This is a genomic window from Actinomadura madurae (assembly GCF_900115095.1).
Taxonomy (GTDB): Bacteria; Actinomycetota; Actinomycetes; order Streptosporangiales; family Streptosporangiaceae; genus Spirillospora; species Spirillospora madurae.
Genome location: NZ_FOVH01000039.1, coordinates 1 through 15,026, shown reverse-complemented (window position 1 = coordinate 15,026; position 15,026 = coordinate 1). Strand labels below are relative to the sequence as shown.

17 protein-coding genes are annotated in these 15,026 nt (G+C 71.3%); 7 read left to right on the top strand and 10 right to left on the bottom strand.

Going from position 1 to position 15,026, the window contains the following annotated elements; translation table 11 throughout:
• The 3 genes from BM339_RS47010 to BM339_RS47000 form a co-directional block, all read right to left on the bottom strand.
• Nucleotides 1-736, bottom strand: a 736-nt coding sequence (locus tag BM339_RS47010; RefSeq protein WP_083598591.1) for a fatty acid desaturase family protein, incomplete at its 3' end; no start/stop codon positions are given.
• Between the two features lie 95 nt (nucleotides 737-831).
• On the bottom strand, nucleotides 832-1,722 hold the full coding sequence (locus BM339_RS47005) for an alpha/beta fold hydrolase (protein WP_075025070.1): 891 nt from the start codon (nucleotides 1,720-1,722) through the stop codon (nucleotides 832-834).
• 74 nt (nucleotides 1,723-1,796) lie between these two features.
• A complete protein-coding gene (locus BM339_RS47000) occupies nucleotides 1,797-2,408 on the bottom strand; it encodes a GNAT family N-acetyltransferase (protein WP_075025069.1) in 612 nt (203 codons plus the stop codon).
• Nucleotides 2,409-2,543: 135 nt separating this feature from the next.
• On the opposite strand from BM339_RS47000, the gene BM339_RS46995 reads away from it, so the two are divergent.
• Nucleotides 2,544-3,494 carry a TetR/AcrR family transcriptional regulator C-terminal domain-containing protein gene (locus BM339_RS46995; protein ID WP_075025068.1) on the top strand — a complete coding sequence of 317 codons (951 nt, stop codon included), beginning with the start codon at nucleotides 2,544-2,546 and terminating at the stop codon, nucleotides 3,492-3,494.
• Nucleotides 3,495-3,540: 46 nt separating this feature from the next.
• On the opposite strand, the gene BM339_RS46990 is transcribed toward BM339_RS46995, so the two are convergent.
• Nucleotides 3,541-4,356, bottom strand: a complete 816-nt coding sequence (locus BM339_RS46990; RefSeq protein ID WP_075025067.1) for an NmrA family NAD(P)-binding protein — start codon at nucleotides 4,354-4,356, stop codon at nucleotides 3,541-3,543.
• A gap of 152 nt (nucleotides 4,357-4,508) precedes the next feature.
• On the opposite strand from BM339_RS46990, the gene BM339_RS46985 reads away from it, so the two are divergent.
• Nucleotides 4,509-4,997: a cupin domain-containing protein gene (locus tag BM339_RS46985; RefSeq protein WP_075025066.1), complete on the top strand. Its 489-nt coding sequence runs from the start codon at nucleotides 4,509-4,511 to the stop codon at nucleotides 4,995-4,997.
• Nucleotides 4,998-5,177: 180 nt separating this feature from the next.
• Here BM339_RS46985 and BM339_RS46980 read toward each other — a convergent pair whose 3' ends face one another.
• Complete coding sequence (locus tag BM339_RS46980) at nucleotides 5,178-5,933, bottom strand: hypothetical protein (RefSeq protein WP_075025065.1); 756 nt, start codon at nucleotides 5,931-5,933, stop codon at nucleotides 5,178-5,180.
• 23 nt (nucleotides 5,934-5,956) lie between these two features.
• Nucleotides 5,957-6,550: a hypothetical protein gene (locus BM339_RS46975; RefSeq protein WP_075025064.1), complete on the bottom strand. Its 594-nt coding sequence runs from the start codon at nucleotides 6,548-6,550 to the stop codon at nucleotides 5,957-5,959.
• Nucleotides 6,551-6,706: 156 nt separating this feature from the next.
• Here BM339_RS46975 and BM339_RS46970 point away from each other — a divergent pair, with 156 nt between their 5' ends.
• Nucleotides 6,707-7,663, top strand: coding sequence for a zinc-binding dehydrogenase (locus tag BM339_RS46970; RefSeq protein ID WP_075025063.1), 957 nt, complete (start codon nucleotides 6,707-6,709; stop codon nucleotides 7,661-7,663).
• Here BM339_RS46970 and BM339_RS46965 read toward each other — a convergent pair.
• Nucleotides 7,647-8,816 carry an alpha/beta hydrolase family protein gene (locus BM339_RS46965; protein ID WP_177287943.1) on the bottom strand — a complete coding sequence of 390 codons (1,170 nt, stop codon included), beginning with the start codon at nucleotides 8,814-8,816 and terminating at the stop codon, nucleotides 7,647-7,649. The genes BM339_RS46970 and BM339_RS46965 overlap by 17 nt on opposite strands.
• Nucleotides 8,817-8,942: 126 nt before the next feature.
• Between BM339_RS46965 and BM339_RS46960 the strand changes: the two genes are divergently transcribed.
• Entirely contained in the window at nucleotides 8,943-10,841 is a 1,899-nt protein-coding gene (locus BM339_RS46960; protein ID WP_256255895.1) for a TNT domain-containing protein, read from the top strand.
• An 11-nt stretch (nucleotides 10,842-10,852) separates the two neighbouring features.
• Here BM339_RS46960 and BM339_RS46955 read toward each other — a convergent pair whose 3' ends face one another.
• Together BM339_RS46955 and BM339_RS46950 are read right to left on the bottom strand one after the other, a co-directional pair.
• Nucleotides 10,853-11,509 carry a hypothetical protein gene (locus tag BM339_RS46955; protein ID WP_021592403.1) on the bottom strand — a complete coding sequence of 219 codons (657 nt, stop codon included), beginning with the start codon at nucleotides 11,507-11,509 and terminating at the stop codon, nucleotides 10,853-10,855.
• Between the two features lie 21 nt (nucleotides 11,510-11,530).
• Complete coding sequence (locus BM339_RS46950) at nucleotides 11,531-12,343, bottom strand: class I SAM-dependent methyltransferase (protein WP_052357221.1); 813 nt, start codon at nucleotides 12,341-12,343, stop codon at nucleotides 11,531-11,533.
• 39 nt (nucleotides 12,344-12,382) lie between these two features.
• Here BM339_RS46950 and BM339_RS46945 point away from each other — a divergent pair, with 39 nt between their 5' ends.
• The 3 genes from BM339_RS46945 (at nucleotide 12,383) to BM339_RS46935 (ending at nucleotide 14,681) form a co-directional block, all read left to right on the top strand.
• Entirely contained in the window at nucleotides 12,383-12,715 is a 333-nt protein-coding gene (locus BM339_RS46945) for a hypothetical protein (protein ID WP_075025061.1), read from the top strand.
• Nucleotides 12,716-12,807: 92 nt separating this feature from the next.
• Complete coding sequence (locus BM339_RS46940) at nucleotides 12,808-13,677, top strand: crotonase/enoyl-CoA hydratase family protein (RefSeq protein WP_075025060.1); 870 nt, start codon at nucleotides 12,808-12,810, stop codon at nucleotides 13,675-13,677.
• A gap of 161 nt (nucleotides 13,678-13,838) precedes the next feature.
• On the top strand, nucleotides 13,839-14,681 hold the full coding sequence (locus tag BM339_RS46935) for a polysaccharide deacetylase family protein (RefSeq protein ID WP_256255893.1): 843 nt from the start codon (nucleotides 13,839-13,841) through the stop codon (nucleotides 14,679-14,681).
• 10 nt (nucleotides 14,682-14,691) lie between these two features.
• On the opposite strand, the gene BM339_RS46930 is transcribed toward BM339_RS46935, so the two are convergent.
• The coding region (locus tag BM339_RS46930; protein WP_143118901.1) for an integrase core domain-containing protein at nucleotides 14,692-15,026 on the bottom strand (335 nt) is incomplete at its 5' end.

Here is a 15,026-nt window from a genome sequence, read left to right as displayed (position 1 = left end):
GGTTGGGCGCGAACACCGCACCCAGATGCAGCCCGAACAGCGCATGCTGCACCACCATCAACACCACCGCCTTCTCCACCGGCAGCAGCGACAACGCCAGCACCAGATACCCGACCGCATGCGCGACCAGCAGACCACCCTCCACCACCCGGTCACGGCGTGAACGCCCCCGCAAGAACAGCACACTGCCGACCTTGAGGTTCACCCCCTCCAGCGTCAGCAACGGGAAGAACAACACCGCCTGGTGCCGCGCCACCCACCGCAGCACACCCCGCTGCCGCCCCGCCTGCTCCGCCGTCCACGCCAGCACACCCTCCCCCACATCAGGGTCCTTGCCGACGTGATTCGGGTTCGCGTGATGACGGTTGTGCTTATCGCTCCACCACCCGTGCCCCATCCCCAGCAGCAGATTCCCCAGCACCAACCCCAGCCACCGATTCACCCGCGCACTCCGCGCGATCTGCCGATGCCCCGCGTCATGACCCAGAAACCCCGTCCGCGCCGCCAACACCGCCAGCGGAACACCCAGCAGCACCGTCCACCAACTGTCCCCCGCCCACGCCACCGCCCCCCACACGGCGGCCGTCGCGGCCAGGTTCAGCCCAATCACCCGCACGTAATAACCGCGACGCCGATCGAGCAGCCCGCTGTCACGGACACGCCGCGCCAGCGGCGCGAAATCACTGGTGGACGGACGTGCGGCCCGGGCCGGCGGGGCGGGCGAGGGAGCGGACATGGGGTCTCCATTCATGAAGGGGACGGCTTGGACCGCCTGCGCAGGGTCTGGTGGCGGGGGACGTCCAGACCCTGCGCACGCGCACTCGCGTCGGGTCAGCCGGTCGCGAGGTCGGAGAAGATCTCCACCAGTTCGGGCCGGTCGAACGGCCCCACGTGGGGTGCGGCGACGCTGCGCACGTCGGTGGGGTTGTCCGGAGTGAGACGGTCGGCTTCGGCGATGAAGCGGTCCTGCAGCGCGAGCGGGATCAGCCGGTCGAGGGTGAAGCGCACGTAAGTGCGCGGAATCGTGCCCCAGGTCTCCGCCTCGCCCCGGGCCTCGGCGTGGGGGATCGCGGCGGTCTCGTCCGGTTCGAGCCAATGGAGCAGCCGGTGCACCCCCTCGTCGGTGAAATCGCCTGCCAGGCATTCCTTGATGCCGCGGATCACCGCCGGGTCGGCCGTGCGCCAGTTGATCCGCGTCACTCCGAGGACCGCTGGATCGGCGACCACCGCCTGGGTCACCTGGGGGAGCAGGCTGTCACCGTTCTCCGGCACGCCGAGATACGCGGTCAGGTTCGGCAGGTCCACGCAGCAGTACGCCGCGACGTAGACGACCCGGTCGAGCAGATCGGGGACGGCGTTGCCGACCTTGCTCACCGTCACGCCGCCCTGGCTGGCGCCGGCGAGGATCACGGGTCCGTGGCGGCGGGCGCGGCGCACCACGTCCACGACGCGCTCGACGTAGTCGTCGACGGTGACCTTGGCGAGCGGTGACGGCTCGGTCGCCAGCGCCTCCAGGTCCTGCGGAGCCTGGTAGGCGCGGGGAATGAAGGCTTCGTTGCCGTGTCCGGGAAGGTCCACGGTCACCCCCCGGTGTCCGCGCAGGGTGAGTTCGCTGATCAAACCCGACCACATGAACGACGGGGCGTTGGTCCCGTGGACGAACACGAGTGTCGGCGGTCGCCGGTCATCGTGGTCGCCGGCGGCTTCATGGTTCGTCGTCATCGGATGCTCTTTCCTTGTGCCTGTCGGATCGTCGGTTGGATCGGCGGCCGGCGGGGCGCCGGGAGCCGCGGAGGTCAAGCGCACGGTCGGCGCCACATCGGCCACAGGAACGGGCTGTCCGCCACGCGGACCGGTTCGCCCAGATCCTCGAACCCGTACCGCTGGTAGAGGGCACGGCTGCGGGGGGAACTCGCCTCCAGATAGGCGGCGATCCCGTCGGCGTCGGCTCGCTCCAGCCGGCGCCGCAGCAGCGCCGAGCCGAGTCCGCCGCCCCGCCTCCCACTGACCACCCCCATGCACGGGAGGTAGAGGTGCGGGACGCGATGGGGATGCCGTTCCGCCAGCGCCTGCCCCAGAGCCTGCAACCGCGCGGCGTTCGCACCGAAAATCGAGCCCTGTCCCGGCTCGGACGCGTCCGGATGCTCCTCGGGGGGCGCCTGGCCCGCGGTAAGCGCCAGCCACACCGCCGCGCCCTCCGCGCGGCCGGCCAGGTAGGCCTCCCCATCGGGATGGGCGATCAGGGGGCGGTAGAAGTGCGCTTGCATGCGGGCTCGTCCGCTCTCCTCGGGGAAGAGCCAGCAGACGAGAGGATCATGCGCGAAGGCGTCGGTGAGAACGTCCGACACCACCTGAAGATCCGCGGTCTCCGCCCGCCGCACGGTTGCGTACGACGTATCTGAAGTCATGCGTACACGGTATCGATGCCGTGGCATTCCAGACATTTATCAGCAATGTTGAAGGAAGAAGTGTACTGGATATTGAATAAGTGGACTAGTACACTTCAGTTCAGTGACACCGCCGCCAACGGATCGGAGAGTTCTGTGTCGTCGTCATCGCAGCGGCCGGATCCGCCCTACCGGCGGATCGTCGCGGAGATCGCCGGTCAGATCCTGCGCGGGGAGCTGCGGCCCGGCAGCCGCGTGCCGTCCGTCCGGCAGATCGCCCAGCGTTGGGGCGTCGCGATCGCGACCGCGACCCGGGTGATGGCGGCTCTCCGCGAGGAAGGACTGGTCGAGACGAAGGTCGGTTCCGGCTCGGTGGTCAGGGCACGACCGGAGCGGGAGCGGCCGGTCGACCCGACCGGAACGCGACCGGCCGGCGCCCCCAGACAGGCGCTCACCCGCGGACACGTTCTCCGCACCGCCATCACGATCGCCGACATCGAAGGGCTCGACGCCCTGACGATGCGACGGCTCGCGTCCGAACTCGGCGTCGGCCCGATGTCGCTGTACCGGCACGTGGCGAACAAGGACGATCTGGTGGCGCAGATGGCCGACGAGACCTTCCGCGAAGCGGAGTTGCCCGACCCCGGGCCGGAGGGATGGCGAGCCAAGCTCGAACTGATCTCACGCCGGGAATGGGAGCTGTTCCGGCGGCACCACTGGCTGCGCAGGGCCGTCTCGCTGACCCGCCCGCTGCTCGTGCCCAACATGATGACGCACACCGAGTGGATCCTGCGCGCGCTCGACGGCCTCGGGCTCCCCATGAAGGCGCGCTTTCATGAGGCGCTCACGCTCCACGCGCTGGTCGTCGCCCTTGCGCTGTCCGTGGCGGACGAGGCCGAAGCCGAGCAGGAGACAGGTGTACCGCTCGCTCTGTGGCGGGTGGAACAGCGGAAGAAGACCGACGAGATTCTCCACAGCGGGCGGTTTCCCCTGCTGGCGACCATCGACGAGGAGACGACCTCGGACCTGGACGCCCTCTTCGAGTACGGTCTCGCCCGCCACCTCGACGGCTTCGCCACCTACCTGGAGAGCCGAGCCCGAACGTGACCATGAGCCCTGGACGGCTCTCGACGTGCTGGTAGCGGGCCACCTGTCAGACCGTGGCGATCTCGAAGCGTTCCGCGTGCTCGGCCGCCCATTGTGCGAACGTGCGCGCGGGACGGCCCGTCACCCGCTCGACGGTGTCGTCGACGGTCTTCGAAGCGGCGTCGGAGGCGGCGTACCAGCCGATGACGTACTCGGCGTCCTCCCGGGAGACACCGGTGGCCATCAGCCTGTCGACTGCCTGTTCGTGGGTAAGCCGGGCGAAACCGATGTCGCGCCCAATCGCTCGGGACAGGATCGCGACCCGCTCGCGTGGGGTCAGTGCTTCGGGACCGGTGAGGTTGTAGGCACGCCCCGCATGGCCCTCGTCGAGCAGCGCGACCGCCGCCACCGCCCCGATATCGGCCTCATGGACGAGCGCACTGGGAAAGTCGTATGGCTCCCGGACGATGCCCTCTGCACGGATCGACTCGACCCAGGTCAGCGTGTTGGACATGAACTCCTGCGGTTCGAGGCGCGTCCACTCCACACCCGAGTCCGCCACGGCCTGCTCCACCGGTCCCATGCCGCCGCCCCACACCACGGTGATCCGCCGCACTCCCGCATCGACCGCCCGCCGCACCAGTTCCGGCCCGGCCAGTCCCGCCGTCACGGTGATGTGCAACCGGCTGACACCGTCGAAAGCCGTGCCCAGTTCCGCGGGTGCCGTGTGCGTTCCGGCCACCAGTTCGGCCTCGGCCGGAATAGCCCCCGCGGCCTTGGCCGGATCCCGCGTCAGTGCCCGAACCCTCTCTCCTCGGCGGATCAGCTCCGCCACCACATGCCGACCGGTGTTCCCGGTGGCCCCTGTAACCAGCGTCGTCATGGTTGAGTCCTTTCGACGTCGACGACGCTAGGAACTCAACCGCGCTTGAGGTCAAGCAAGGCCCGACGGTTTCGTCCGGGGTCCTTGGGAGGCTGTCGGATAGGAAGCAGAAGACCGCCGTGTCGGCGCGGGGCTCGATGAGGAGGAAGGTCATGTCCTATCCGGACGCTCTCTACCTGGGTGACAAGGGCGAGATCAGCGGCATGCTCCGGACCGCGGACACCCTGCCGGAACTGTCGATCGGCGGGCGCACGAACGTCCACTATCTCGCGACCGGCGCGAGTACCGGTGGCCACTACGGCCTGTACCGGTGGGAGATGGGCGCTGAGCCGACAGGCGGCGGAGCGCACTTCCACAAGACGTTCTCAGAATCGTTCTTCGTCCTGAGCGGGACGGTCAGACTCTTCAACGGCGAGGACTGGCACATCGGCTCCCCGGGCGACTTCCTCCACGTCCCTCCGGGCGGTATCCACGCGTTCCGCAACGCGGACGGGCCGGCCACGATGCTGGTGCTGTTCGCTCCCGGTGCTCCACGTGAGGCCTACTTCGAAGAGCTCGCCGACATCGTGGGAAGCGGACGCCGGCTCACCGAGGAGGAATGGACCGACCTCTACCGCCGCCACGACCAGTACATGGTCTGACCCCCTGACGTGTCAGGACGCCCGGCCGCGTCCAGTACGCGTGGATGCCACCGCGGCTCTCCCCGCCGACGCCGGGCACGGCGTCCAGGACGGCGGCGAGGTACTTGATCGCCACCGGGCCGCCGCCGGACCCCGGTTCCGCCGGCTCGGCGAAGCCCGGTGACCGGTGCTCGGCCGAGGTCATTGGCCGGTGTTGGTCTGGATCTCGCTGACGACGAGCGGGGTGGGTTGGGAGGTCATGGTCTGGTCGCCGAGGTCGCCGCCGGGGGCGTCGCAGTCGGCGCCCTCGCACGTCCAGGTGACGTGCCAGGTGATCGTGGCGGTGATCTCGTATCGTCCGCCCGGCTGCCCGGCGGAGGCTCGTTTGTAGGTGTAGTTGCAGGACTTGCCGTCCTTGCTGCCGGCGTTGTTGCAGACCAGCTTGTCTTCGCCCAGGTTCCAGGTGACCGATTTGGGCTGCGCGGTGGCCTGGACCGTCTGGTCGCCCGCGCTCACCGGCGCCGTCTGCACGACTTCGAAGTTGTCCACCCACAGGGCCGTCCGCATGCGCACGTACGTCTTCGCCCTCGGCGCCGTGTGGACCTTGGGGACGGGGAACGCCTTCTCGCTCAGAGCCTGCTGGACGAGCTCAAGGGTGTTCGGCGGAGCGGCCGCGAGCGGAGCGGCCCCGGGACCGTCCACCGCGTCGACCGCCTGGTTGTCGATCAGGCCTTCGGGGTCGGGCGGCGCGACGGGGCCGCCTCCGCCTCCGCCCCCACCGTTGCCGCCTCCGCCGCCCGGCACGGTCGTGCTGGTCTTCGGGTTGCAGGAGAGCTTGCCGGGGACGATGCAGGGGGCGGCCACCGCGGGAACGGCCGTGAGGACGGGTGCCGTGACGATCGTCGCGACGATCGCGGTGGAGGCCGCCCGGCGACGACGGGGGTGTGTGGGAGACATCGCGTGTCCTTCCCTGCGGGCCGTCAGCATGCCTTGTCCCGGGCTGTGGCGGCCACCCTCCAGGTGCCGGAGTCGTACTGGAGTGTCGTCCGATACACGTATGCCCCGCCCCGCCCGCCGTCGAGGCGCTTGCCGGTCTTGGCGGAGTAGCGGTAGCCGGCGAGGGTGCGGACGCAGTCGATGACGTAGACCTTCGTGCTGTCCTTGGAGCGGGCGTAGACGCGGGGGTTGAACGTGTTGGTGAAGCGCCAGATCTCGCCCTTGGCCTTGGTGGCCTCGACGTCGTTCGTGACCTCGGTGAGGAGGGGGTCGGTGGCGACGTCGGTGAGGGCCGCCGGGTCGTTGGTCTCGTAGGCCTTCTTGTAGGCGGCCTGGTAGGCGCGGTAGCGGTCGAGGACCGTCTTGTAAAGCTGCGCCGTGGGGATGGCGGACGGCGCGACGGCGGTCTGCGCGGGGGCGGTGCCGCCGGTGTCGAACCGGCCGTTGGGGGCGAGTTCGCCGCTGGAGGACGAGCCGGACGAGCCGCAGCCCGCGGCGGCGCACGCGGCGAGGAGGACGGGCAGGCAGGCGGCGCGGCGGGACCCCAGCGGGGTGGAACGGACCAACCGGGTGCGCATCGCCATCCCTGAGCGGCTGCCGACAACGGGGCGGAATACGCGCGAAAGCTTACAGAGATGCGTGTGGGGAGAAAAGGGATTCGTTGCGGCCCGCTTGACCTCGACCAAGCTTGAGGTAGGAGGCTGTGGCGACTACCGCTGATGGAGGGGGTTCGCATGCGTGCCGTGTGGTTGCGGGAGTTCGGCGGACCGGAGGTCCTGGTCCCGGGAGACGCCGAGGATCCGGTGCCGGGCGAGGGGCAGGCGCTCGTCGAGGTCGCGTTCGTCAACATCACGTTCGTGGAGACGCAGATGCGGGCGGGCACCGGGCCGGCGCCGGTGCGGCTGGAGCCGCCCGTCATCCCCGGCAACGGAGTGGGCGGCGTGGTGACGGCGGTCGGCCCGGGTGTTGACGAGGGGCTGGTCGGGCAGAGGGTTGTCACCAGCACGGGAGGCGCCGGCGCCTACGCGGAGAAGGTCGCCGTGGACGCCGGGGGCCTGTTCGAGGTGCCGGACGGTCTCGCGCTCGACGACGCGGTCGCGCTGCTGGCCGACGGGCGGACGGCCACGATGATGGTCACCGCTGCGCGGCCGCGCAAAGGCGAGCGGGTGCTGGTGGAAGCTGCGGCGGGTGGTGTCGGGTCGCTGCTCGTCCAGCTCGCGAAGGCCACCGGGGCGACGGTCGTCGCGGCGGCCGGAGGTGCGCGCAAGACCGGGGTGGCGATGCGGCTCGGCGCGGACGAGGCGGTCGACTACGCCGAGCCCGGGTGGGCGCGCAAGGCCGGGAAGGTGGACGTCGTCTTCGACGGTGTGGGGGGCGAGGTGGCCCGCGAGGCGTTCGGCCTGCTTCGGGACGGCGGGCGGATGGTCAGCTTCGGCCTCGCCAGCGGCGAGTGGGCGAACATCCCCGAGGAGGAGGCGGGGGAGCGCGGCGTGACGATCGTCCGACCACAGGCGACGCCGGAGCAGCTGCGCGAGTTCACGCAGAGCGCGCTGGCGGAGGCCGCCGAGGGGCGGCTCAAGCCGCTGATCGGGCAGCGTTTCCCGCTCGACGACGCCGCCGGGGCGCATGCCGCGATCCAGGAGCGCCGGACCGTCGGCAAGACCCTTCTGGAGGTCAGGCGACCTTCTTGAGGAAGGCGCCCAGCGCGCCTTCGTAGGCGGCCGGGTCGACGTTCCAGGCCTCGGTGTGGTCGCCCGGCGTGGTGATGTGCGTGACCATGCCGGGCGGCGCCTTCTCGGCGAACGTGAAAGCGGGGCGGTTGGCGACCATCTCGTCGTCCTCGGTGGTGAAGAGGAGTACCGGCGTCCTGAGCCGGGACGCGTACCGGTGCTGGACGAAGTCGGCCAGGTCGATGCCGATCCGCCACTGCAGGATGCGCTTGGCCAGGTCGGTGACGAAGACGGGCAGGTGCCGGGCGTCGCCCTGCTTGTCGAGGGTGGCGCCCCAGTCCATGACGGGGGAGTCGAGGACGACGCCGCGGACGAACGACGGGTCCTTGCGCAGCGTCATCATCGACATCGCCCCGCCCATCGACCATCCGTACAGGACGACGCCCGTCGCGCCGTGCGCGCGCGCGTAGCCGATGGCGGAGACGATGTCGTGCCATTCGGTGTTGCCGAGATGGTTCTTGCCGTCCTTGGACGGTGGCGCGCCCACGTCGTTCCTGTACGCGATCGACATCATCGGCAGGCCGAGCGCGTGGACCGCTCGCATGACGCGGAACGTCTCGGCCTTGTCGGCGTTCCGCCCATGCACACCGATCACCCAGGTGCGCTTGTAGGACGTCCCAGGCAGCAGCCACGCCGGCATGGGCCCGACCTCGGACGGATACGTGACGTCCTGGAAAGGCAGTCCGAGGGCCGTTTTCGGGTCGCCGTCGTAGAGCCAGTGGTCGATGGCCGCCGGTGCGCCCTTCTCCAGGGTGCCTTCCACGACGGACGACACCTTCCGGACGACGTGGTCGTCGTCGCCGCCGACGATCGGCCCCAGCATCGCGCGCCCGCCCTCCCAGACCAGCGCCCATGTGCCGGAGCGCTCCGTCATCGGTTCGCGGGGCAGGGTGACCGTGCCGTTCTCCGCGTCCTCGATGGTGAGCGGGTATTCGGGGGCATGGTCGACCTCGATGGCGACCCCGGCGAAGTAGTAGCCGATCCCGCCGACGACCGCGCACAGCAGCACGGTGACCGCGACCGTCGCCGCCATCAGCCGGCGGGCACGGCGGCGCGGCCGGATCGGGTGGCCTGGGGCCTCCGGCGTGGATGACTCTGGAGCTGCGGTCGACACGACATCGAAGTTAGCCTCCCGCGAGCGTCGCCAACGGCCGGGCCACTCCGCAATAGATTGATCCGTGCGGTTAACCTGCCGGGCAGGTGCCATCGGGGGAGCCATCAGGACGGGGAGGACGGGGCCGTGACGGGGCGGAGCGACCGCATCGCGGAACTCGAGGGCCGGGCCGTGGCGTACGCGCGGCGGCTCGCCCCGCCGGGCTGGCGGCGGATCGACCTGCACTGCGTCGCGACGGTCGCCGTGAACGACGTTGCGCTGACGGTGCTCACCGGCGACGGCAAGATCGTGATGGCCGAGAGCGTCCCGGAGGAGCTGAGCGGGCTGCTGATGGACCTGCGGCGGGCGCACTACCTGTCCGAGCAGGGCACCTGGTTCTCGATGTCGGCGATCATCGAGCCGGGCTCGGCGCGCCACCTCTACAACCACGACTTCGACCCGCTGTGGGACCCGCCGATCCCGGTGGACTGCTGGCGGCGCGACCAGATCGTCATGCCGCGGGACGGCGCCAACATGCCGGACTGGCTGCGCGACCGGATGGAGGGCCGCGAGCCGGTCGGCCGGCCGGCGCCCGACCCGGGGCCGCTGGACCCGGTCGAGCAGATGGAGCTGCTGTCGAACCAGCTCCCGACCCTGATCGTCGACCACGCGCCGCCGCTGTGGGAGAGGATCTCCGGGCACTACCAGGCGGTCGGCGGGCATGTGGAGTTCCCGGCGATGACGTGCCTGCGCGCCGGCGGGTCCCGCATGGACTGGACGGCGCCCGCCGCGACCGCCGGGCTCCTCGACCGGCTCCGCGCCGGGACGCACGCCTTCCAGCGCTCCACGTGGAACCGGATCGACGTCGAGGTCGTGTACGAGGACGGGGCGGTGCGCTGCCGGGCGAACTTCGCCTACGACGACGAGCCGCCCTGGGAAGCGGAGCCGTCCGCCGACGACGTGCGGCGCGAGCTGGAACGGTTCCCGCGCGAGGACGTGCCCGGGTGGATGGCGCGGCGGCTCGGGCCGCGTCCGGTGCCGGTCACGATGGCCGACACCCCGCCGCCGATGCCGCGATCAGGCCTCCGCAGGGCGAGGATCTTCGACCATGCCGACCCGGACGGGGCCCGTCCCGCCGTGTCGCGCCCGCCCGTCCCGCCGGAGGAGGCCGGCCGCGTGACGGAGTATCTGCGGCAGGCCCCGACCGTCATGGCCGCCCGCTCGAACGCGCCCGACCGGCTCGACCCGTCGCGCGGCGCTTCGGTGCCGCTGACCTTCCACACGGACGGGACATGGGTCTGGTCGGGCGCGGTGGCCTATTACCTCAGCGAGCACGGCCTCCCGCCAGAGCCCGATCTGGTCGCGCACATCAGGGCGAACGGGTTCCGCGTCCCCGTAGTCGACGACGACACGATGAACGCGGCCAACGCGGCCGTGACCGGACGCGCCGTACCCGAGCGCGTCCGCACCGACGCGGAACCCGACTGGGCGAGCAAGCTCCAGCACCGCCTGGACCAGCTCCGCGTCGATCGTGCCGCGTACCGCGTCAACGACACGGCGGAAGGCGTCTGGTGCCTCCTGTCTCAGGCAGACCGCTGGGCCGTCTTCCAGATGCGGGACGGCGAACGCGCTGACGAGGTCACGTTCGACGACGCCGAGCAGGCATCGGTGCATCTGCTCGGACGGCTTCTGATGGACCCGCGCCACACCGTCCAGGACGGGCCGTTCGAGCCGCTCAAGGGCGAACCCCCGCTCTCCCTATTGCGGGACCGCCACGTGATGGAACTGGCCGCAGGAGCGGAAGTGGACCGTTACGGCGGGTCGGACGGCAACGTGACCTACACGGCCCGCACGCCCTATCCGCAGCGGTCGCTGCCGCCCGAATGGCAGGACCGCCCCTACCACGTCTACCGGTTGCAGCGGCCTCTGGAGACGCTGACCGGAACGGCCATCCCGTGGTTCGGCCAGCCGGGCGGCGGGACGGCGCACGTGTTCCGGCGGTCCATCGCCGACCTGCTCGCCGACGGCAGCCTCATCGAGATCTGATCACGCCGCTCCTACGCGGTGCCGATCGCGGCGACGAGCCCGAGTCCCAGCAGCAGGTCGAGGTGGATGGCGGTCTCCAGCTTCGCGCCCGGCGGCACGTCCGGGTCGGCGGCGAGCCGGTCGAGGACGGCGAGCGCGGCGGGGCCGCCGAGGTCGTCGGCCAGCGCCGCCTCGGCCTCGGCGGCGTACTCCCGGTTCATGGGACGCCCCGGGGAGGTCGCCCAGCCGGCGACGCCGCGGCGCCACCCGTCCAGCCGCTCGCGGGCGGACGACACCCGCGCGGGCGACAGGTCCAGCGGCTCCCGGTAGGGCGTCTCCAGCATCGCCAGGCGCACGGCCGGCGCGTCCGGTGCCGCCCAGTCTCCGGTCTCGTCCGGGACAACAAGGCACAGCGCGTCCGTGTCGGCCGCACCGGAGACGTACACGTCGGGGTCCGGTAGCGAGGCGTCCTCGAACGGCTGGACGTTGTAGTCCGCCAGGTCGTCCGCGGCGGCAGGGGCGCAGCAGACCCGGACCCGGCGCCCGCCGCGCTCGGCGACCCGCCGGAGCAGATCCGCGACGATCGCCCGCCGATAACCGGTGGCGCCCGTCAGGACCTGGACGCGCAGGCCCCGCCCGCCGGGCAGCGCCTCCGCCCGTCCCGTCCGGTGGTCATGCAGACGCAGCATGACTCCACCCTAGGGCGGGGCCTACAGCGGGCGGTCGGAGGCCAGGGGCCCGAAGGTCGCGGGCGAGGGGCCGTCCGACCGGCGGACGGCGGCGAACCGCAGCCGCACGTAGTCGGCGACCCAGCCCGACTCGCGGCGCAGTGCGGGCGCGGCCAGGTCGTTCACCCGGTCCAGCAGCGGGTCGACCAGCTCCGGCGGGACGTCGGCGAGCGCGCGGGCGGCGTAGGCGCGGACCCAGTCGGCGGCGCCGTTCGGCCCCTCGGTCATCCGGGTCGGCCGCTCGGCGTGCTCCAGCAGCCGCAGCGTGAACCCGGCGTCCTCCAGCTTGGTCGCGTACTCGGCCGGGGACGGGAAGTACCAGGGCAGCTCCGGCTCGCCGAGACCGAACACCCGCCACGCCGTCTGCATGGCGACGATCAGCTCGGCGCAGTTCCCGGCGCCGCCCATCTCGCCCACGAACCGGCCGCCCGGCCGGAGCGCGGCGTGCACGCGCCCGATCACGGCGTCGGGGTCGCGGGTCATCCAGTGCAGGGCCGCGTTCGAGGCCACCGCGTCGAAGGAGTCGCCCACGGTGAAGTCGTGGGCGTCGCCGACGATGAACGACAGCCCCGGGTGCGTGGCGGTCGCCTGCGCGACCATGTCGGGGCTGCCGTCGATGCCCAGCACCTCGGCGCCCCGCTCGGCGATCTCCGCGCTGAACGAGCCGGTGCCGCACCCGAGGTCGATGACCTTCTCGCCGGGCTGCGGATCGAGCAGGTCCACGAGGGGCGCACCGTGCGCGGACACGTACCCGAAGGCGGAGTCGTACGTCGTCACGGCCCAGTTCACTGTCATAATTTATCGGACAATGCCCGCGTAGGAGGTGGCGTTGCAATGGCGGACGTCACGTCCGAGGTTCGCGTCATGGGGGCCGAGGGGCCGTCCGGGCTCACATTGCGGACGTCCGGCCTGTCCGCCAGGGGGCTGCCCGAATTGCGCGCAGCCGGGCTTCCGCCGTATCTGGGGCAGGGCTGGGCCCGCGTCCTGGCGGCCCTCGCGCAGCGCCTCGCCGCGACCGGTGAGGTCCCCGGTGGAGTCGGGGATGTTGAGATCCGTCTCACACTCGCGGCGGACGGGACGCTGGAGCCCGTCCCGCCGCCGGGGTGCGAGCCGGCGGAGTGGTTCCGGGACGTGGTGCTCCGGCTGTTCCCAGGGGCGAGCGCCTGACCTCCCGGAGCCTCGGGCCCGGACATCCCCGCATTTCTAGACCGTTCTAGAATTAGATTCTGGCCAGTCTCGGGCGCGAGGAGGATCGCAGGGTGCCGTACAAGGAGATCGAGTACGAGGTCCGGGACGGGATCGCCACCGTCACGCTGAACCGTCCGGAGCGGCTCAACGCCTTCACGTTCGTGATGCGCGGCGAGATGATCGACGTCTTCGACCGGATCGACGCCGACGACGACGTCCGCGCCGTCGTGGTGACCGGCGCGGGACGCGCGTTCTGCGCGGGCGCCGACCTGAGCGGCGGCGGCACCTTCGACAGGGAGCGGTCGAGGGACATGTACGCCGGCGAGGACGACGTCCTGGAGGACGGCACCCCGCGCGACGGCGGCGGCACGGTCGCGCTCCGCATCGCCCGCTGCCTCAAGCCCGTCATCGGCGCGTTCAACGGGGCCGCGGTCGGCGTCGGCGTCACCATGACCCTGCCGATGGACGTCCGGCTCGCCAGCGAGAAGGCCAAATTCGGCTTCGTCTTCGCGCGCCGCGGCATCGTGACCGAGGCGGCGTCCAGCTGGTTCCTGCCCCGCATCGTCGGCATCGCCCAAGCCATGGAGTGGGCGGCGACCGGCCGCGTCTTCGATGCCCGGGAGGCCCTCGACGGCCGCCTCGTCTCCCGCGTCTACGCGCCGGACGACCTCCTCCCCGCCGCCTACGGTCTCGCGCGCGAGATCGCCGCGAACACCTCGGCGGTCTCGGTCGCCACGATCCGCCGGCTGATGTGGTCGGGGCTGTCCGCCTCGTCCCCGTGGGACGCGCACATCGCCGACTCCCGCCTGATGGCCGCCCTCGGCGGGGGCGCCGACGCCATCGAGGGCGTGTCGTCCTTCCTGGAGAAGCGCGACGCGGCCTTCCCGCTGCGCGTCGGCAAGGACCTTCCGCCCGAAGTGCCCGACTGGCCCGTCCGGTAGGTCGACCCCGCTGTCCGGCCGCGCACGGGGCGTCTGCATGATGGACGGACATCCCTCGCCGCGGTCAAGGACGATCTTGCGTTTCCGGACCTTCACGGCGTGTGTCGCTTGTGTAACGGAGGGTACACACCTCCTCGAGATAACACGCTCGGGGGTACGTGGTGCGGATCCGGATTTTCGCCGTCATCGGGGTCGGAGTCCTGCTCGCGGCGGGGTGCGGTCATCCGGAGCGGCATGTACGGCCGTCCGGGCAGCATGCCGCACCGGGATCCGGGGGACGGGCGGAGCGGTCACCGTCCGCGGCCGCGGCACCGCCCCGCACCCCGCCTCCGCCCCGGCGGATCGACTGCGACCGGGTCAAGTGCGCGGCGCTGACGTTCGACGACGGGCCCGGCCCCTACACGGCCCGCCTGCTCGACACGCTCGAGAGGACCCGGACGCGGGCGACGTTCTTCCTGCTCGGCCAGAACGTCCGCGACCATCGCCACCTGGTGCGGCGGATGGCCCTCGAAGGCCATGAGCTGGGCAACCACACCTGGTCCCACCCGGACCTGACCGACCGTTCGGCCGCCGAGGTGCGGTCGCAGATCCGGCGGACGCAGCGGGCCATCGAGGACGCCTCCGGCGTGCGGCCGACGCTGGTGCGGCCGCCGTACGGGTCGACGAACCACCGGGTCGGAGAGGCGGTCGGGATGCCGCTGATCCTGTGGAGCGTGGACACGCTCGACTGGCGCCACCGCGACCGCGCCCGCGACGTCAGGATCGGGGTCGCGAAGCCGAAGCGCGGCGGGATCGTCCTGTACCACGACACCCACCGGCCGAGCGTCGAGTCCATCCCCGCGGTGATCGCCGGGCTGCGCGAGCGCGGGTTCACCCTCGTCACCGTCACGGAGCTCTTCGGCGGCCGAGACCTCGAACCGGGCGAGTCCTACACCGAACGGACCGAACGCACCGAGCCGCCGGCCGAGGTCGTGGCGACCCACTCGCCCGCCGCCAAGCGCTAGCTGTACTCGGTCATGATCTTGGTGACAGTCGGGTGATGGGCGGCTTGCCGCCCAGGGCTGAGTGGGGGCGTGCGGTGTTGTAGTGCTCCAGCCAGGGTCCGAGTGCTTGTGTGCGCTGGTCGTTGCTGGTGTAGGGGCGTCGGTAGGCCCATTCGGTGGCCAGGGTGCGGTTGAGGCGTTCGGCCTTGCCGTTGGTCCATGGGCAGCGGGGGCGGGTGAACTTCTGCCGGGCGCCCAGTTCGGTGCAGGCCTGCTGGAAGGCGGCCGAGACTCGGTAGTTGCGGGCGTTGTCGGTCAGGACCCGCTGGATGCGGCTGATGCCGTGGGCGGCGAAGAACGTCGCCG